The organism is Exiguobacterium sp. s124 (genome assembly GCF_018617485.1).
Classification (GTDB): Bacteria; Bacillota; Bacilli; order Exiguobacteriales; family Exiguobacteriaceae; genus Exiguobacterium; species Exiguobacterium aestuarii.
The window spans coordinates 758,880-779,019 of the sequence record NZ_JACSKH010000001.1 but is presented as its reverse complement, the minus strand read 5'-3'; the positions used below and the strand labels follow the sequence as shown (position 1 = coordinate 779,019).

Sequence of the window (20,140 nt, the reverse complement as noted above, 5' to 3'; positions counted from 1 at the left end):
ACGTCTACATCTATTAAAGGAGTGATCGATTTTGACATCCCCTATCCATCACGAGACGATGCTACCAGCGGCACCAACGCTTGCTGACGTCGCTTCTCTTATTCAATCTATCCAAACACGGTATCCTCATTTAAGTGTACAGCGTTACGAGGAACGCGCGATTCGGGCGCTCGAGACGAAGACGCTAACACAAGATGTAGTATATGACTTATTGACGATGCATGCGCTCGATATGTTGAAAGCCGAAGAACCGGACTGGACGTTCGTGGCGACCGAGATGTATTTGAACCGTCTCTATCTCGAGGCGGCACGCAATCGTGGCTATGATGCGTCGATGCGCTACGGCAACTTCTATCATTTGATTGAGACGTTGACGTCAAAACGCATCTTCACTTCAGCACTGCTCGATACGTATTCAAAAGAAGATATGGACCACCTCGAGACATTGATCGATCCGTCTCGCGACCGTCTCTTCACGTATATCGGACTTCGCACACTATCAGACCGTTATCTCGGTCGCGATCATGTAAAGAACTTGTACGAGCTCCCACAAGAGCGGTTCATGGTCATCGCGATGACCCTCATGCAAAAAGAGGATGAAAAGACTCGCCTCAAACTCGTGGAAGAAGCGTACTGGGCGCTCTCAAATCTTTACATGACCGTCGCAACGCCGACGTTATCAAATGCTGGTAAATCATACGGTCAGCTCAGTTCTTGCTTTATCGATACAGTCGATGACTCGCTTCGCGGAATTTACGATTCCAACACGGACGTGGCGACACTTTCAAAAGGTGGCGGCGGAATCGGTGTCTATCTCGGTAAAATCCGCTCACGTGGAAGTGACATCAAAGGATTTAAAGGCGTCTCAAGCGGAGCCCTCCCTTGGATGAAACAACTGAACAATACGGCCGTCTCCGTTGACCAGCTCGGTATGCGCCAAGGTTCGATTGCTGTATATCTAGACATTTGGCACAAAGATATCTTTGAATTCCTAGATGCGAAGTTAAATAACGGCGATGAGCGTCTTCGGACACACGACTTGTTCACGGGTGTCTGCTTACCGGACCTCTTCATGCGGACGGTCGAAGCGCGCGGTGAATGGCACTTGTTCGACCCACATGAGATTCGCACGGTAATGGGCTACAGCCTCGAAGACTACTTTGACGAAACGGAGAACGGGGGCAGCTTCACTGAGAAGTATATGGAGTGTGTCAACACGCCAGAATTGTCTCGCGTAACGGTCCCTGCCATCGACCTCGTGAAACGTTACATGCGTTCGCAGCTTGAGACGGGAACACCGTATATGTTCTTCCGTGACGCCGTGAACCGTGCCAACCCGAACAAACACGCAGGTATGATTTATAGTTCGAACCTCTGCTCAGAGATCGCACAAAACATGTCAGCAACGACAATTGAAGAAGAGTACACACAAGACGGGAAAATCGTCATCACAAAAACTCCAGGTGATTTCGTCGTCTGTAACTTGAGTTCAATCGCACTCGCCCGTGCGGTGAAAGCAGACGTGCTCGAACGCCTCATCCCGGTTCAAATGCGTATGCTCGACAATGTCATCGACTTAAATACCATTGAAGTGCCACAAGCGATGATCACAAACCAAAAATATCGTGCGGTCGGTCTTGGTACATTCGGATGGCATCATTTGCTCGCTCTCGAAGGAATCCGCTGGGAGTCGGTCGACGCCGTACAGTATGCGGAAAAACTCTACGAAAAGATTGCTTATCTCACGATTCAAGCATCGATGGAACTCGCTAAGGAAAAAGGTGCATTCGGTGTCTTCGAAGGATCGGAATGGCACACAGGTGAGTACTTCAAACGCCGTAACTATCGTTCGCACGACGACTTGGATTGGGACGGCCTCGCTGAAGCCGTTCATCAAAACGGTGTCCGTAACGCCTATATGATGGCTGTCGCGCCGAACTCTTCGACTGCAATCATCGCCGGTAGTACTGCTTCGATTGACCCGGTTTACAAGAAAGTCTATTCGGAAGAGAAGAAGAACTATAAAATCCCGGTCACAGTGCCTGATTTGACACCTGAGACGAACTGGTTCTATAAATCTGCTTTCGAAGTCGATCAATTGTGGAGCATCCGTCAGAACGCATCGCGTCAACGTCACATCGACCAAGCGATCAGCTTTAACTTGTACGTCAAGAACGATGTGAAAGCGACAGAGCTTCTTGCGATGCACCTAGAAGCTTGGTCTCTCGGCATGAAATCGATTTACTACACACGTTCAACGACCGTTGAAGTGGATGAATGTGAGTCTTGTGCCTCATAAACAGATTAGATAACAAATTTGTCCGTTTTTAAGAAAGGTGGTTTACGACATGAACATTGCAATCATTTGTCATTCGATGAGCGGAAACACGGAAGAAGTGGCAACGCTCATCGAGTCGACCCACCATCATCGCGGCGACCACGTCGTCCGCTACGATGCCGATCGGGTCGGGTATCGGGAAGCTCGATCTCTCGCTTCGTGCGACCTCGTCTATTTCGGGTCCTACACATGGGCAGACGGTATCCTACCGGACGAAATGAAAGACACATTCCGCCTCGTCCTGAAGGAATTGAATGTACCGATTCGTCAGGCAGCGGTATTTGGGACAGGTGACAAAATGTTTGTTCACTTCTGTCGAGCCGTCGATGAAATGGCGTATCACCTTTCAAAATACGGAATCCCGCTCGCCGGTGAATTGCTCAAAATCGAGCAGTCACCTCGTAACCAACCGTTCAACGTCCAGCACTGGGCAGAACGGATGGCTCAGAATGTAGAAGAAGGAGTCATGCACCATGTCGATTCAGAAAATCAAATTATTGTCGCCCAAACATCCTAACCGGGCAACGGCCATCATCGGTGGCGAAACAAGTTCAATCGTGAACTGGAACGATATCGCGTACCCTCAGTTCTATACGATTTACAAACAATTGCTTTCAAACTTTTGGATTCCAGATGAGATCTCGATGTCTAAAGATATGCAACAGTGGCCGCAGCTGACGGAACGTGAACAAGACGCGTTCAAACGGATCATCGGTCTCTTATCGATTCTCGATTCTGTCCAGACACGATACATTCTCGAATCGTCGATGTTCTCATCAGATTCATCCGTGCACGCGGTACTCGCCGTCATCGCACAACAGGAAGTCGTACACAACCAATCGTACAGTTACGTTTTATCAAGCCTTGTCCCACTCGCCGAACAAAATCGCATCTTTGACATTGCGAAAGATGACGAGATGGTCATGAAACGTAACCAATTCATCCTAGACTTATATGAAGAGTTCCGCGACACGCCAAATGCGGAGAATTTCGCTAAATCACTCGTTGCCTCAGTTATTTTAGAAGGCATCAACTTCTATTCCGGATTTGCCTACTTCTATAACCTTGCCCGTCATCAAAAGATGGTCGGTACGTCAACGATGATCAGTTACATTCAGCGTGACGAGATGCAGCACTCATACTTCATCAGCCAGTTGCTCCGTGCCGTGTTGACGGAAAATCCAAAGATCGATGCAGACGGGCAGTTCAGCCAGTTCGTATACGATACGATGGCAGAGGCCGTCGACCTCGAGATCGAATGGTGCGAGTACGTACTTCGCGACCTCGACGGACTCGACGTCAGTGAGATGCGTGATTACGTTAAATACTTGGCAAACAAACGCTTACGCGTAATCGGTCTGAATGACTTGTATGAAGGATACGATGAAGATGTCATGCCATGGATTCGTGCGTATTCAGACGACTCCCTCAACGCAACGAAATCTGATTTCTTTGAACAGAAATCGCGTTCGTATGCGAAAGTGACAGACGCGAACGGTTTCGACGACTTGTAAGATCATCTGTAAACCGAACCTTTACGAGGTTCGGTTTTTTTGATGCAACAAAAAACCTTAGACAGGATTGTCTAAGGTTTTCGAATCAATGATAGGTTTGTACGTATTTAGCGATTCCTTCCGCAACACCTTCTGCCATACGCTGGCGAGATGCGTCACTGCGAAGATAAGTCAAATCCGTCGGAGAAGAAATGAATCCAAGTTCAACGAGCGCAGATGGCATCGTATTATAGGTGATGACATGATAGTTTGCCGTCTTCACGCCCCGATTCGACATCCCGCTCATCTTACTAGCTAGATTGCTTTGAATGTTTGTAGCCAGCACACGACTACGTGCACTGTGGGCTGAACGTGTTGAATAATATGTTTCTATCCCTCTTGCTGCTGATGAACCTGCTGCGTTGACGTGCATGCTCACGAACAAATTGCCACGTAGCGACTTGGCCGCAGCTACACGTTGTTCAAGAGTCAAATAGACATCTGTCGAACGTGTCAGGCGAACTGTATAGTTATACTTCGAACGGAGGTACGCTTCCGTACGTTTTGTTACGTCCAGTACAATCGTTTTTTCATATAGAGACCCATTAACAGCCCCGGGATCTTTACCACCATGTCCAGGATCGAGAATGATAACTGCACTTGATAAATCAGCTGGTTTTGTCGTCTTGACGAATCCTGAAGAAATATATGCAAATTGTCCGTTAAATTTAATTTTATGGAATCCGTTCTCAGTAGCATAATATTCAACTTCAGTTGCATGTTTCAATGCTCCTAACTGTTTCGAGCTCACCGAAGCAGATTCACGAACATTGAGTACGTCTCCCGGGACGTTCACATAAACAACGCCAAGTGAATCGATACCCGGTTTTCCAAGAGCAACTTTTTTTGCTTCAGCATAATATACGATCGATCCAATATAAACTTTTACCCACTTCTCATCCACTTTACTGTACGTTAAAGTCTCATGTCTTTGGAGCTCTTTTGTAATAGATGCACTTTCTGACCCACTATCATACAGAGCGAGTGTTTGGATGGCGTAGCCTTGATATTTTTCCTCAAGCGGTTTTTCTGCCGGAACTTTTCCAGCCGTGATCCATTTGGTAAGAGTGTAATATGTTTTTGTACCTATATAGACAATCGACCAATCTGAATTATGCTTACTATAAGTAAAAGCTTCCTTGCCTGGCAACGTTTTGATGACCGTTGAATTTTGGTCTACTTTGCTGTAAAGCTTCAAAGGCTCTTTCGCATAACCGGTTACTTTTGTAACTTTCGCTTCTGTCGTGACAGGTTTGATGTATGTTTTAGACGCATAATATGTTTTCTTGCTAATAATCACTTTAACCCATGATGAGTTATGCGGTGCGTAATCGACCTTCGTGTTCTTCTTCAATGTCTTATACACTTTCCCACTCAAACTAGGGGACGTCCGTATGTTTAAGTTACTTGTTAATATTCCTTTTGACACTTTTGGAGCGGAAGGTGTCGATGGCGTTGTCGCTGTCACTGGTTTCACATAGTTTTTAGAAGCGTAATATGTTTTTTTATTGATGATGACTTTTACCCACGAAGAATTGTGTGACACGTAATCGACTTTCGTGTTCTTCTTCAGAGTCTTGTACACTTTTCCATTTAAACTAGGGGACATGCGGATATTTAAATTAGTCGTCAAAATGCCCTTCAACACTTTTGGAGTAGATGTTACTGATGAAGAAGGTGTAGTACTTACTGACTTTACATATTTCTTCGAGGCATAATATGTCTTTCCGCTGATTACGACTTTGACCCACGATGAGTTATGGGACGCGTAATCGACTTTCGTATTCTTCTTCAATGTTTTATATACTTTTCCACTCAAACTTGGGGACGTGCGTATATTTAAGTTTGTTGTCGTGACACCTTTAGTCGTTTTGACAGTTGACGTTGCCTTCTTTTGAATGGTTTTGGTCGGAACGACATAACGTTTTGAGGCATAATACGTTTTTCCTTTTAAATAGATCTTTACCCACGAACTGTTGTAGTTTGAGTAATTCACCGTACTGTTTTTCTTCAAAGTCGTGTACACCTTTCCGCTCAAGGCGGGTTTTGTACGAACATTCAAGTTAACAGATGTTTTTCCATTGTACGTGGCCGCTTCAACTTGGTTCATTCCTAAGCTTGCAAAGACAATAAATATCGACAAAACAAATGTGAAAATTTTCTTTTTCATCTTCTTTTTCCTTTCATTGAAAGCAATTGACAATGGTTGTTAGAGATATAGTAACAAATATATAAATGGTCGATACTTCCTTTTTAGAAAAAGAGATAAATGATTTATCACTTTTGTGAATTTATTGAGATAATGGACGAATGACAATATATTTTTGACAACCAAACGACTCGATTTCCACTTCAAAGTGACTAGGAAGTTGTAAGTCGTTTTGTAGGTTTTTAAAAATCATTCCATTTCGGTCCAATTTAATAACAAAGCCGTCTAAGCCCTCAAACGGAGCGATTTTTAAGAAACGCAGCAAATGACTTTCACGTCTAATATATCGGCCAATCGCCTCAAAAGGTTTAGGCTCAATTCCGCCCCAATATCTTCCCGATTGATATTTTAGATAACTTCGAACAGAATCTTCCGTAATCGGATCTGGCGTGTGATCGAATCGCCCGAAGTCACGTGTCGACTTTTCATCAATCAACGCATATAACGAGTCAAACAATTCAAAGTTACATTGCTCCCCTAAAGAAATCACGGCACGTTGTAATTGTTCGATATGCAGTTGCAATGACTCGCCTTGACGATTCGGCTTTAGCTTTTTATCCCCTTCGTACGCATTCAATATCCGTGCCACTTCGCCCGCCTCTTCTACGATTTGGAAATATAGCTGTTCTTTCGTCACTTCCCCTCCATTCACTTCTGGTTGTTGGAGTGAGATGGCATACTGGTTTGCGAGACACGTGGAAATGACAAGCACATCGAGCAACTCTTCTTTTAGCTCATCCGCTGTTCCTTTCCGCAACGCGCCCCCAACTTCTCCGACTTCTTCTAACAATCGCGCGAGACCCGATAACGGTCTCCAGTAGCCACCCAAATGAAGGATCATCGCATCAATCTTTTGTTGAATCTCTCTCATGTTCATTCACCTATCTTTCTGCTTTATTTACCGTCTACATGATATACTATGCTCAATCTAACTGTCCGGAAAGGGTGGGTTTTTCATGTCTTCGGTAAGACTTTGGCAACTGCTTCGGTTCGTGCTCGTCGTAATCGGCTTATTTTTGGTTACGTGGGTATTGAACATCCTCTTCGAATATACGTACCCGTTCGTCTTTGCCTTACTCTTATCTCTCTTGACGGTCCCACTCGTCAATTTTTTTGAACGAAAAACCAATATGCCGCGAGCACTCGGAACACTTATTTCCTTATTGTTCGTCCTTAGCATCGTCATCGGCATCATCACCATCGTCATCATCCAATTGATCCACTATGCGACAGTCGCAGCGGAAAGACTTCCTAAACAAATCCAAACGTTCACCGAATACGTCCAACGGCTATTCAATGAAAAAATTGCACCACTCATCAATGACGCGTACGAGAGCTATCAACAGTTGAATCCTGGACAGACGACTTCATTAGAAGGCGGCATTACAGAACTCGGCGTTCAACTCGCAGCAGCAATCGGTGTGTTATCTCGCAGTGTTGCTAGTGTGCTACAAAACATGTTGGCGGCACTCCCTCTTGTCCTGCTGCTCGTTGTCGTCATTGTGCTCGCCTGGTTCTTTATCACAAAAGACTGGCCGTCCTACGTGACCTCACTCAATCGACTCAATAAACGTAAAGGCTTTAAAGAGTTCGAGGAAGTGATGATTAACTTGAAGTCCGCACTATTCGGTTACGTCCGAGCACAACTTACACTCATCTCCATCACGTTCGGAATCGTGTTGGTCGGTATGTTCATTCTCCGAGTCGACAACCCGCTTTCATTTGCCTTACTTGCGGGATTCTTCGACCTATTGCCATATTTGGGCGTCGGAACGCTACTCATTCCATGGGCCGCCTATGCCGCAATATCAGGTGACTGGTTCGTCGCCATTGGGTTGGTTGTGCTATATATCATCGTCATCGTTCAGCGAAACCTGGCCGAACCAAAGATTGTCGGTTCCCATATCGGGTTGAACCCGCTTGCCGCACTCATCTCGATTTTTGTCGGCCTAAAACTATTCGGTGTATTTGGCTTTATCTTAGGCCCAGTGCTCGCCGTACTGTTAAAGGCTGTATACAACGCCAAAGTTTTTCACTATATTTGGCGGTTCATCGTCGGACCGTCTGCCACGACAGCAAAAGAGCGATGAAATCAACATTTCATCGCTCTTCTTTCATTTGAGGTACAGCTACTATCCGTTCGTTCGCTTCAGCCGGGTGTAACGAAAGACCACTTGTTCCCGCTTCATAGGCGGCTACTGCCAAAATACAAGCATCGATTATATCGTCTACTTGGACGTTCGACATCTTCCATTTCCATGGAGAACTTTTCGAGTACTTTCGAAGTAACTCGATTCGCTCATCCTGACCTTCGGCTGTCTTTTTCGAATGACTTGCCTCATGCCCCATCATGACCGAGAAACAGACCTCCGGATGAGACTCATAAACGTTCTCAACCTCCACTTGTTGGAACTCACGGATACGCGGGACTAAATTCCACGCCTGTTTGCTGATCCCTTTACTGATTAGCGTCCGACTTTTTTCATTCGCTTCCTCGTATGTCGATTCATGAAGCACTTCTTGAATCGGCGGGGTAAAGACGGAAGACTTCCGCTCTACAAGTTGACTCCGCATCCAAGCGTCGCATGCTCGACTCGGTTGGTCGACCGTCCCTAAATCTTTTGGCATATCCACAAAATGCATGGCACCGTCAATAAACAACTCTTCTAGCGTTTCTGAAATCGTCAAGCATAAAGAAATGCTATCGTATGTGATGCGTACCCAGCCCCCACGTGCGCCATCAATTCCTACTCCTACCATGTCGTACCTCCTGTAACATCATCAACACGCCGAACACGGCGAAAAATACTGTACATCCTAACCAAATTCGGTTCGGCCAAACTGTGTAGGCAAAGCCACACAGAATCGCCAAACCGATTAAGAGGAGCGCTCTTAACGCTCCCACGTTTCAATCATCCGGGCAAGCGTTCGGACCATTACGCCAGTCGGGCCTTTCGGACCGAGGTCGTTCGCGGCCGCGCGCTCGCTCGTTCCCGCGATATCAAGATGAAGCCATGGTGTGTCGCCGACAAATTCACCGACAAACGCTCCACCAAAAATCATGTGTCCGAATCGACCTGGCGAGTTGTTCAAGTCAGCCACTTCTGACTTTCTAACTTTGTCGATGAAGACATCAAAGTAAGGCATTTGCCAAACGAGTTCATTCGTCTCGCGGCTCGCTTCTTCAAGTGCCCGATAGAGTGTATCATCGTTCGTCAGACAGCCTGTGACGTCCGTACCGAGCGCGACGAGTACCCCACCTGTAAGCGTAGCTACGTCGATGATGGCTTTCGGTTCATACGTTTTCGCAAACGTGACGGCATCTGCTAGGACAAGTCGTCCTTCTGCGTCCGTATTCAACACTTCAATCGTTTTTCCGTTCATTGCCGTGATGACATCATCCGGTTTGAAAGCGTCGCCTGAGATCATGTTGTCGGTCGCCCCGATGATCCCGATGACGTTTTTATTCGGGCGTGTACGTCCGAGTGTCTCGAATAAACCGAGGACGGTAGCCGCACCACCCATATCCCCTTTCATCCCAACGATGCCATCTTTCGGTTTAATCGAATAGCCACCTGTATCGAATGTGACACCTTTCCCGACAACCGCAATCGGAGCTTCTTCATCTGCGCCACGATATTCTAACACGATCAACTTTGGCGGGATTGTCGAGCCTTGGTTCACAGCGAGCAACGCCCCCATTCCGAGGCCTTCCATTTCTTCTTTTTCTAAAACTCGGTATTTGAAATCATGACGTTTCGCTAACTCCACTGCATAATCCGCCAAACTTTCTGCTGTTAAGATGTTGGCCGGCATCATTGTCAACGTTCGTGCGACGTTGACCCCTTTCCCATAAGCAACACCTGCGTCGATATCCTCTTGCAACACATCGCCAAGGAGCGTGATTGTCGGTTCTTCGATTGTTTGTTTCGGCTCTGACTTGTATGTAGGATGGGCATACGTCGCCATTTCAAATGCTTCTGTGAACGTGCGAGCCGCGTCGTTCGTGAACGTGTCGAGTGCGACCGCAACGTCCTTCAGACCACGTGCGTGGACGAGTTTCGACACTTTCCCAAACCAGTTCCGAACATTCTCCGTCGTAATATCGTTGCGTTGACCGAGCCCGACAAATAAGACACGTGCCGTTTCCCCAGCGAACGTTGGCAATAATGTCACTTCTCCTGTTTTCGTAGAGAGGTCTCCTGATTGAATGAGTGCTTTCACACGTCCACCGAACAATGTGTCGAGCCCTTCATCGATTGAATCAGCCGCTCCGATCCCGACGACCATCGTGTCATATGAATCTGTCCAATTTAATTGAGCAATTTGATACATGTTGCCACTTCCCTTCTTTATATATGGTAAGCATAGCGAACTTCTCCAAAATAATGAAATAGTATGCGTAAGAGTCAAGAAATCTTCGAATTCATGGGCTATCTCCTCGTTGTGACGTTGTTTTATTTTATGATAGGATAAGAAAGTACGCAATCGGGCTTCTCTTCATCGTGAAGTGAGGCCAATTTGACTGGTCGAGGCTTCCCCTAGTCGTAGACCGTTGCTACTTTAACTTTCTCCGTTCTCGTTAATTCTTTTTTCTTTTCGGGTATGAAGTAACGAGGCAGGAAAGTACACTATTTCTTTGAAAAGAGGGACTACGCTTATGTCACACATTAAAGGTATTGGTGCATCTGCAGGAATCGCAGTTGCAAAAGCATTCGTCATGGAGACACCTTCATTCGATATCCCATCACACAAGGTTGAAGATGTCGCTGCAGAAAAGGCACGTTTCCAAGATGCAATCGCACAATCTAAAACGGAGCTTGAAGAAATCCGCGAACACACGCTTCGTGAACTTGGTCCAGACAAAGCCGAGATTTTCTCAGCTCACCTTTTAATCGTTGAGGACCCAGAAATCGTTTCGCAAGTGAACGATAAAATTGAAAGCGAAAACATGAACGCTGCGAAAGCACTTGATGAAGTCGCACAAACAATGATCATGATTTTCGAATCGATGGACAACGAGTACATGCGCGAGCGTGCAGCTGACGTTCGTGACGTGACAAAACGTGTTTTGGCTCATATTCTCGGGGTGACATTCGTGACACCTGCATCGATCTCTGAAGAAGTCATCATCATCGCCGAAGACTTGACACCTTCAGACACGGCGCAACTCAACCGTAAATACGTCAAAGGGTTCGCGACAAACATCGGTGGACGTACATCACACTCTGCCATCATGTCACGTTCACTTGAAATTCCAGCGGTCGTTGGAACGAAAGTGGCCCTTGAAGAAATCAAAAATGGTGACCTCGTCATCATCGACGGTACGGAAGGTGACGTTTTCGTCAACCCTTCAGAAGACCTCGTCAAAGAGTACGAAGGCAAACGTGCTGATTTCGAAGCTTACAAAGAAGAGTTGAAGCAACTCGTCAATGAAGAGTCTGTCACAGCAGACGGTCATAAAGTGAAGCTCGCAGCGAACATCGGTACGCCAAACGACTTAGAAGGCGTCTTGAAAAACGGTTCAGACGCAATCGGTCTTTATCGTACAGAGTTCTTATACATGGACTCTGAAACATTCCCAACAGAAGAAGAGCAGTACACAGCATACAAAACGGTTCTTGAAGGTATGGAAGGCAAGCAAGTCGTCATCCGTACACTCGACATCGGTGGCGACAAAGAATTGTCTTACCTCGACCTCCCGAAAGAGATGAACCCGTTCCTCGGCTATCGTGCGATTCGCCTTTGCCTCGAGGAAACTGATTTGTTCCGCACACAACTTCGTGCCCTTCTCCGCGCGTCAGCTCACGGTAACCTCGCGATCATGTTCCCAATGATTGCGACACTTGAAGAGTTCCGCGCAGCGAAAGCCCTTCTCCTTGAAGAAGAAGCGAAGTTGAAAGAAGAAGGAATCGAAGTCGGTCAATATGAAACAGGGATGATGGTCGAGATTCCATCAACGGCTGTCATGGCGAAACAATTCGCAAAAGAAGTCGACTTCTTCTCAGTCGGTACAAACGACTTGATTCAATACACGATGGCGGCTGACCGCATGAACGAAAAAGTATCTTACTTGTACCAACCGTTCAATCCTGCCATCTTGAACCTTCTCCACAATGTCATCACAGAAGCACACAAAGCTGGCAAATGGGTCGGTATGTGTGGAGAGATGGCCGGAGAAGAACTCGCGATTCCAATCCTTCTCGGTCTCGGACTCGATGAGTTCTCAATGTCTGCTTCAAGCGTCCTTCGTGCACGTAGCCTCGTGAAACGCTTGACGAAGACAGAGACAGAATCAATCGTCAACGAAGTCCTCAACATGGACACAGCTGAAGAAGTCGTGAACTTCCTTAGCGAAAAGTTCGACATTAAAAAATAACGTCAAAAATCCTTCTCTCGCCCGAGAGAAGGATTTTTTTACATACCTATTCAGAAATCGAAATCGTCTGGGTCCGGACCGACACGTTTATGCTGATCGAGTGCATCGATTCGATTCATTTGCTCATCGCTCAACTCAAAGTCATATAAGTTGAAGTTTTCTTCGATACGATGTGATTTGACGGATTTCGGAATGATGACCCACCCTGTCTGAAGATGCCAGCGTAAGATCACTTGCGCGACAGAACGCTCCACTTCTTTCGCAATCTCTACTAACGTCGGTTCTTCAAACAACCCACCTTGCATGAGCGGTGCCCAAGCGACCGGTACGATTCCATGCTCGCTCATATACGAGGACAAATCGGTTTGACGAAGCAGTGGATGCCGCTCGACTTGGTTCACTGCTGGAACAAGTTCACTGTTCGCAGCCAACGTCTCAAGGTGATGTGCCTGGAAGTTACTCACTCCGACCGCTCCGACACGTCCGTCTCGATACAATTGTTCAAGCGCGCGCCAAGAGTCAACGATTTTGTCTTCCACCGGCCAATGAATCAAATACAAATCCAATTGTTCTAGGCCGAGGCGTTCGAGTGAAGCTTCATACGCAGCGATGGCAGCATCATATCCTTGGTCTGCATTCCATAGCTTCGACGTGATGAACAAATCATCCCGGGAAATATTCGCAATCTCCATCCCTTTCCGAATGCCGATTCCGACACCTTCCTCGTTCTCGTAGACGGCTGCCGTATCGATATGACGGTAGCCTTGACGAATCGCTTCCACGACGGCATCGATGACCGTATCCCCGTCTTCTACTTTGAAGACACCAAGTCCAATGGCAGGAATGGCTTTCTGACCGTGATTTAATTTTATCGATTGTTTCATTTGTACCCCTTCTTTCGTGAGAATTCTCCTTCACTATAAATGGGATTCTCACTTTCTGGAATAAGGCACATTGAGGTAACTACAAAAAAGAGCCGCCCCATTGCTGGAGCGGCGTGTAACACATGTTTATTCTGGACCTCTGTCATCGGCTCTAAAATCGAGCGCTTCACCTGCGACGACTGTCTCACCAAACGGTACGACGACAACTTTTCCGTCTCCGTTTGTCCAAATGATTGGTGTGATGAGTGATGGTACTTTATCGCGAATTGCGCTGAGATCGACTTCAAGAAGTACGTCTCCTGCTTCGACCCGTGCGCCCTCCTCTACTTTCGCAGTGAATCCTTCCCCTTTCAGGTTGACCGTATCGAGACCGACGTGAATCAACAGTTCGCGTCCATCGTCAGCCAAGATACCGATCGCGTGTTTCGTCGGGAAGAATGTCGTGATTTGACCGGTCACCGGTGAAACGACCTGACCTGAGCTTGGTTCAATCGCAAATCCTTCTCCCATCATGCGTCCCGAGAAGACTTGGTCCGGTACATCATCGAGCGAGAGCAATACACCTGACATTGGAGCGAGGAAGCGATGATCAGCTTGTTCAGCCGCTTCCGGTGTGATCACGGCTTTCTCAACTTTTTCTTTCGGTTTATACTCGCCACCTTCGATGATGGTTGCGATTTGTGATTTGAGCGTATCCGATTTCGGTCCAAAGATGGCCTGAATGTTATCCCCTACCTCAAGGACACCGGCAGCACCGAGTGTTTTCAGTAGGTCTTTGTCAACTTGCTTCACGTCATTTACGGTGACACGAAGTCGCGTGATACAGGCATCCAAATGTTTGATGTTTTCAGGTCCACCAAGTCCGACGAGCACTTCATATGGCAAGTCGTCCCCAATGCCTGCTTTGTCCCCTTTCGTGCCGGTCTGAACGTCACGTCCAGGGATTTTCAGATCGAATTTCGTAATGGCGAATCGGAATCCAAAGTAATAGATGACCGCAAAGACGAGCCCGACCGGAATGACGAGCCACCAGGCCGTCCGGTTCGGCAAGACACCGAAGAGAAGATAGTCAATGAGACCGCCCGAGAAGGTCATCCCAATCTTGACGTTCAGTAAATGCATCGTCATGAAGGAGAGCCCAGCAAAGACGGCGTGAATTCCGAAGAGAAGTGGTGCTACGAAAACAAATGAGAATTCGACTGGTTCTGTGATCCCAGTCAAGAATGATGTGAGGGCAGCTGAGAAATAGAGACCTTCGACATCTTTCCGACGTTCTTTCGGAACCGTATGGAACATGGCGAGACAGGCAGCTGGCAATCCGAACATCATGAACGGGAATTTCCCGGTCATGTACGTACCGGCAGTGAACTCGACGCCGTCACGTAGTTGTGCAAAGAAGATCCGCTGGTCCCCTTGTACGAGATCACCCGCTTGGTTCGTGTATTCACCGAACTGGAACCAGAACGGAGAATACCAAATATGATGAAGACCGAACGGAATCAAGGAACGTTCTACCAATCCAAAGATAAATGCTGATAAGGCAACGTTTGCCTCAATGACCGTACTTGAGAACGTATTGATCGCATTCCCGATCGGTGGCCATATATAAGCGAGCGCAATCCCGATAATCAAACTGAATGCGGCCGTCGCAATTGGGACGAACCGCTTCCCGGCAAAGAATCCTAAGAAATCTGGCAACTTGATATTGAAATACTTGTTGTACGCATATGCTGCAACAAGACCTGCGATAATACCCCCGAATACCCCCATTTGGAGTGTCGGAATCCCGAGAACGGTTGCATACTGCGGGTCGCCCTGAGCGATTTCCGCGGTAATCCCGTTCCACGTGCTAATAACTTTGTTCATGATCAAATAACCGACAATGGCTGCTAGACCAGCAACCCCATCACCATTCGCAAGGCCGATTGCGACCCCGACGGCAAACAGTAACCCTAAGTTTGCGAAGACGATGTCCCCGGCATCTGTCATGACTTGCCAAATCAGGACAAGTGAGTCATTCGCCAGAAACGGGAGCAATTCAACGAGGTCCGGGTTTTGGAATGCGGTACCAAACGCCAAGAGAAGACCGGCTGCCGGTAAGATCGCAACCGGAAGCATGAGTGCTTTCCCGACCCGTTGTAAAACGCCAAACACTTTCTTCCACATCATGGTTCCCTCCTTTGTCAGAATACTTACTTTTTCCCTCTAACGTTTGGATGAAACCGTTTCACAAAGAAAAAGACCAACCCCGAAGGATTGGTCTCAATGATCATTAGTTTGCTTTCTTTTCGTTACCTGAAGCGATGACCGCTTGGATTTCTGATTTCAAAGCATCCGAACGTGGTCCGAAGATTGCTTGAATGTTGTTACCAACTTCAAGGACACCAGACGCGCCAAGACGTTTCAACTCATCTTTGTTGACTTGGTTCTTATCTTTTACTTCGACACGAAGGCGTGTGATACATGCATCGAGGTGCTTGATGTTTTGTGAGCCACCAAGACCAACGAGGATATCTTGTGCAAGTTCCGAACCAGTAGCTGTTGATTGTTCAACAACCTCATCTTCACGACCTGGTGTTTTAAGGTTGAACTTGCGGATAACGAAACGGAATCCGAAGTAGTAAACAACCGCGAACACGAGACCAACTGGAATGACGAGCCACCAAGCCGTACGACCTGGAAGAACACCAAAGAGCAAGAAGTCGATCAAACCACCTGAGAACGTCATCCCGATCTTAACGTTCAAGAGGTGCATCGTCATGAACGAAAGACCTGCGAATACTGCGTGTACTGCGAAGAGAAGTGGTGCAACGAACAAGAATGAGAACTCGATTGGTTCTGTGATACCAGTCAAGAACGATGTAAGGGCAGCAGAAGCCAAGAGACCACCGACAACCGCTTTACGCTCAGGACGTGCTTCGTGGTACATTGCGAGTGCTGCTGCAGGAAGACCGAACATCATGAACGGGAATTTACCAGTCATGAACGTACCTGCTGTCAACTCTGCGCCGTCACGAATTTGTGCGAAGAAGATTGCTTGGTCACCACGAACGACGTTACCCGCTGCATCTGTGTATGAACCGAATTCAAACCAGAACGGTGAGTAGAAGATGTGGTGAAGACCGAATGGAATCAATGAACGTTCAATCAAACCGAAGATGAACGCTGCAAATGTACGGTTCTCCGTTAACATGAAGTTCGAGAATGTGTTCAATCCGTTTTGTACTGGTGGCCAAACGAGAAGCATGACGAAACCAGCAACGACGGCTGCAACTGCCGTTACGATTGGAACGAAACGTTTACCAGCGAAGAAACCAAGGAACTGCGGCAATTCAATATTGAAGTACTTGTTATAGGCCCATGCGGCGATGAGACCCATGATGATCCCTCCAAATACCCCAGTTTGGAGCGTCGGGATACCGAGTACGTTCGCGTACGACGGATCACCTTGTGCTAATACTTCAGGTGTGAGTTCGAGCCAAACACCCATTACTTTGTTCATGATCAAGAATCCAACGATTGCTGCAAGTCCGGCAACCCCGTCACCGGCTAAACCGATGGCGACACCGACTGCGAACAAGAGCGCCAAGTTCGAGAAGATGATTCCACCTGCTTGCTCCATCAATTGAGCGAATTTCACGATGCCTTCGTTTGTTAACCAACCAGCGCGTGATGTAAGTTGTGGGTTTTGCATTGCGTTACCGAATGCAAGAAGAAGACCGGCTGCCGGCAAGATCGCAACAGGAAGCATAAGTGCTTTACCGACTTTTTGAAGAACACCAAAGATCTGCTTAAACATCAACATTTCCTCCTTTTTTTAAGTACGTATAAACAATATGATAGCGGTGTAGATGTCAGACAACCGACGTATCTAAACGTTTTCATAAATCACGTTTATAAAAACAGAAAAGGCATGAATAAGGATAGAACGTAGACCTCTCCCAATGGAGAAATCACATAACGTTCCACTCCTTACTCATGCCTGATCGAATCAGTAACACGTAAGACACGTGGTATCATTTATCTACTTGTTAGGCGCTGGAGATGCATCGTCAAATATGTCGCTTCACCTCGTGGGACGGGACGCTTTAATTCACGTTCCATGATGCCCATCAGCTCCCAAGCAGTACTATAGCATAGCGGATATTCGTCGCGCAACACCTTTTCAATTTTTTGTGGGGCCTCGACCATCTCACCCGTCGCAACCCGCTCAACGGCGTACCTTAAGTGCCGAAGTAAGCGCTTATAATCGAGTGAAGTCCGGTCCATTTTTACGTTCAAACGACTCTCAATCGTCTGGACGATTTGGCCGATGATTTGGTTATGACGATTCACTTCAAGGACATTTTTAAACGTCGTCGCCGAGTGGATGTGGAGGGCGATGAATCCAGTCTCCGCATCCGGTAGGAGTACGTTCAATCGCTCATGAAACATATCGACAATCCGTTCCGCGAGCGCAAACTCGTTTGGATAAAGCGATTCTGTTTCAAGTAAAAACGGATTCGTCACTTCCATCCCCTGCTCGATTCGTTTCATCGTAAAGAACAAGTGGTCGGTCAAACCGATATGAATATGTTCATCGACTTTCTTACCCGTACTCGTTTCGATGAAGCCGACAATTTCTTGCATGAACGCAATAAAATCCTCATCGACATGTTTGACGAGTTCTTGGTATTGCGACTGTTCTTCTTTATCTGTCAGTTGATACACTTTCTCCGGGACGCTAGCCGGGTCGACGAGGTCGCCTGGTTTTTTACCAAAGCCAATTCCCTTCCCGAGTAGAATGACTTCCGGATCCGTATCATGTTGACAAATGACAACGCTATTATTCAACACTTTTTTGATCGTATACATCGGTAATGTCATTCGCATCGCATCCCTTACTAAAATCGTTTCGCTATCTAGTATATCGGTTCATGCCCTAAAAAAGTAGGGACAAAACAAAAATGGCGAACATTTCTGTCGCCATTTAAAACATTGAATAACCGCTCTTCCGTAAGAAACGAATCGTCACGCCAGCTAAGATTGCACCGAGCAATCCGAAACCGAGCATGAACAAATCGAGAAGCTGCAATCCGACGAGTCCTTCATAGATCCCCGTGAGTGCAGTTGACGTCTCGGTCACGTAACTCGAAAGTTTGACATTATCAATCATCATGATGACAAAAATTGGATAAATGAACACAAGTGTCCATGTCTTTTTAAGTAACATATTCAAAATGAAGCCGATACTGAAAAAAATCGTCATATATAAGACGGCCCCAATGACTGCTTGGATAATATGCATGTGATGTCCCCCTTGTCCGCTCTCCATTATACAAAATTTCTACCAAAGTGGTCAAAGAACTTCCTATGACAATTTCTAAAGAAAACAGCTCGTTCTGAATGAGAACGAGCCGTACGTGAATCGCGAATTAGAACTTCCCTTTTTTGAGGACGAGTCCGTATTTTTTCAATTCGATGAAGTGTTTGTTGTCGATGACTTTCTTCATGAATGAAGCGTTGCGACCGAAGATTTTTTTACCCATGACGATTCCGATTCCATCGTTATGACCGAGCGAAGCGACTGTTCCTTTGCTCTCGTAAGTGAACTTCGAAGTCGATTTGCCGTTGATAAGCGCCGCGATGTTTTTCGCAACGTTGTGCGCTTGTTGTGTCGCGATTTGTGCCGTCGGTGGGTACGGACGGTTTGATGCAGGGTCCATGACTGCTGAGCAGTCACCGATGATGAAGACGTTGTCGTGACCTGGTGCACGGTTGTCCGCTTCCACCATGACACGGTTACGAACCGCTTCAAATCCTGATTTTTCGATGATTGGGCTACCACTTACGCCACCTGTCCAGATGATTGTGTTGGCACGGATTGTCTCCGTTGTGTCACCTTGGAGTGGACCGAATGTGACGACACCTGGTTCGACGCCTTTGATTCCGTTACCGAGTTTCATCTCGACACCGTTACGCTCCAACCATTTCTGTGCGTATGTTGTGAGTTCCGGATCGAATCCTGGAAGAACTGTTGGCGCCGCTTCAATGTTGACGATGCGAACCGCTTCGCGTGGAACGTCATACTGTTTGCAAAGCTCAGGGATTCGGTTGACGATTTCACCGAGGAATTCGATTCCTGTGAATCCAGCACCACCGACAACAATCGTGACGAACGAGTTGTCAGAAGAACCGTTTGTTTTATATTGAGCGAATGAGTACTCGATGTGCTCTTTGATTTTACGAACACTGTTCAACGAGCTGATTGTCATCGCGTTTTCTTTCAAGCCTGGGATACCGAATGTTTCAGGAACACCACCGAGACCGATGACAACGTAGTCGTATTCGACGACAGAACCATCTTCGAGCGTGACTTGTTTCGCAGCAGTATCGACGCGATCGACGATCCCTTTGACAAGTTTCACACGTGACGGGTTCACAATGTCGTTAATGTAAATGCGTGCTTGGTCTGGGTTCATCGTTCCAGCAGCTGGTTCGTGAAGCCATGTCGTTTGGTAGTGATAATCATGCTTGTTGATGAGCGTGATGTTCGCATCACCTGCAGCGAGTGTCTTTTGAAGGTTGACAGCTGTAATAAGTCCGCCAAAGCCCGCGCCAAGAATAACAATGTTAGGTCGTTTCATGTTCATTTCCACCTTGTTTAAAGTTTTGTTTTTTTGAACAACTATGTTGTGTGTTTCTTCACATAGATGTTCACAATAAAGCCCATTCTTGTTCAACATCTGTTCACAATTGCTTCTGCTTTATTGTACGCTCTTTAAATTGAATTCTCAA

The 20,140-nt window shown here is 46.7% G+C and carries 14 protein-coding genes and 1 pseudogene; 5 read left to right on the top strand and 10 right to left on the bottom strand.

Translation table 11 applies throughout. The features are described 5' to 3' along the window. Positions 1-31: 31 nt before the first annotated feature. Genes KNO85_RS04110 through KNO85_RS04100 form a run of 3 tightly spaced genes read left to right on the top strand, consistent with a single transcriptional unit; the run spans position 32 to position 3,852 of the window. Entirely contained in the window at positions 32-2,299 is a 2,268-nt protein-coding gene (locus KNO85_RS04110; protein ID WP_256441815.1) for a ribonucleoside-diphosphate reductase subunit alpha, read from the top strand. Between the two features lie 49 nt (positions 2,300-2,348). Further along, entirely contained in the window at positions 2,349-2,855 is a 507-nt protein-coding gene (locus KNO85_RS04105; protein ID WP_214787183.1) for a flavodoxin domain-containing protein, read from the top strand. Then, positions 2,812-3,852 carry a ribonucleotide-diphosphate reductase subunit beta gene (locus tag KNO85_RS04100; protein ID WP_074033504.1) on the top strand — a complete coding sequence of 347 codons (1,041 nt, stop codon included), beginning with the start codon at positions 2,812-2,814 and terminating at the stop codon, positions 3,850-3,852. Before KNO85_RS04105 ends, KNO85_RS04100 begins: the two co-directional genes overlap by 44 nt. Before the next feature lie 85 nt (positions 3,853-3,937). Here KNO85_RS04100 and KNO85_RS04095 read toward each other — a convergent pair whose 3' ends face one another. After that, a complete protein-coding gene (locus KNO85_RS04095; protein ID WP_214787181.1) occupies positions 3,938-6,061 on the bottom strand; it encodes an N-acetylmuramoyl-L-alanine amidase in 2,124 nt (707 codons plus the stop codon). A gap of 121 nt (positions 6,062-6,182) precedes the next feature. Next, on the bottom strand, positions 6,183-6,971 hold the full coding sequence (locus KNO85_RS04090; RefSeq protein ID WP_251130579.1) for a MazG nucleotide pyrophosphohydrolase domain-containing protein: 789 nt from the start codon (positions 6,969-6,971) through the stop codon (positions 6,183-6,185). Positions 6,972-7,056: 85 nt separating this feature from the next. Here KNO85_RS04090 and ytvI point away from each other — a divergent pair, with 85 nt between their 5' ends. Beyond that, positions 7,057-8,190: a sporulation integral membrane protein YtvI gene (gene ytvI / locus KNO85_RS04085; protein WP_214787177.1), complete on the top strand. Its 1,134-nt coding sequence runs from the start codon at positions 7,057-7,059 to the stop codon at positions 8,188-8,190. 10 nt (positions 8,191-8,200) lie between these two features. Here the strand turns inward: ytvI and KNO85_RS04080 are convergent, their stop codons facing one another. Further along, positions 8,201-8,860 carry a DUF429 domain-containing protein gene (locus tag KNO85_RS04080; protein WP_214787175.1) on the bottom strand — a complete coding sequence of 220 codons (660 nt, stop codon included), beginning with the start codon at positions 8,858-8,860 and terminating at the stop codon, positions 8,201-8,203. A 132-nt stretch (positions 8,861-8,992) separates the two neighbouring features. After that, on the bottom strand, positions 8,993-10,435 hold the full coding sequence (locus KNO85_RS04075; RefSeq protein WP_214787173.1) for a leucyl aminopeptidase: 1,443 nt from the start codon (positions 10,433-10,435) through the stop codon (positions 8,993-8,995). Between the two features lie 325 nt (positions 10,436-10,760). Between KNO85_RS04075 and ptsP the strand changes: the two genes are divergently transcribed. After that, positions 10,761-12,479, top strand: a complete 1,719-nt coding sequence (gene ptsP / locus KNO85_RS04070) for a phosphoenolpyruvate--protein phosphotransferase (RefSeq protein ID WP_214787171.1) — start codon at positions 10,761-10,763, stop codon at positions 12,477-12,479. 50 nt (positions 12,480-12,529) lie between these two features. Here ptsP and KNO85_RS04065 read toward each other — a convergent pair whose 3' ends face one another. From KNO85_RS04065 to KNO85_RS04040, 6 genes and pseudogenes are all read right to left on the bottom strand, one after another. Further along, on the bottom strand, positions 12,530-13,363 hold the full coding sequence (locus KNO85_RS04065) for an aldo/keto reductase (RefSeq protein ID WP_214787169.1): 834 nt from the start codon (positions 13,361-13,363) through the stop codon (positions 12,530-12,532). Positions 13,364-13,489: 126 nt separating this feature from the next. Further along, the gene (gene ptsG / locus KNO85_RS04060) at positions 13,490-15,529 is read right to left on the bottom strand and encodes a glucose-specific PTS transporter subunit IIBC (protein WP_196430953.1); all 2,040 of its coding nucleotides are present in this window, start codon (positions 15,527-15,529) and stop codon (positions 13,490-13,492) included. Positions 15,530-15,662: 133 nt separating this feature from the next. Further along, a pseudogene (gene ptsG / locus KNO85_RS04055) lies at positions 15,663-17,162 on the bottom strand (glucose-specific PTS transporter subunit IIBC); the annotation flags it as partial. Between the two features lie 221 nt (positions 17,163-17,383). Further along, on the bottom strand, positions 17,384-18,229 hold the full coding sequence (gene glcT / locus KNO85_RS04050; protein ID WP_214693426.1) for a glucose PTS transporter transcription antiterminator GlcT: 846 nt from the start codon (positions 18,227-18,229) through the stop codon (positions 17,384-17,386). A 103-nt stretch (positions 18,230-18,332) separates the two neighbouring features. Further along, on the bottom strand, positions 18,333-18,650 hold the full coding sequence (locus KNO85_RS04045) for a YuiB family protein (protein WP_012726819.1): 318 nt from the start codon (positions 18,648-18,650) through the stop codon (positions 18,333-18,335). A gap of 127 nt (positions 18,651-18,777) precedes the next feature. Further along, positions 18,778-19,989 carry an NAD(P)/FAD-dependent oxidoreductase gene (locus KNO85_RS04040; RefSeq protein WP_074033515.1) on the bottom strand — a complete coding sequence of 404 codons (1,212 nt, stop codon included), beginning with the start codon at positions 19,987-19,989 and terminating at the stop codon, positions 18,778-18,780. Between the last annotated feature and the right edge of the window lie 151 nt (positions 19,990-20,140).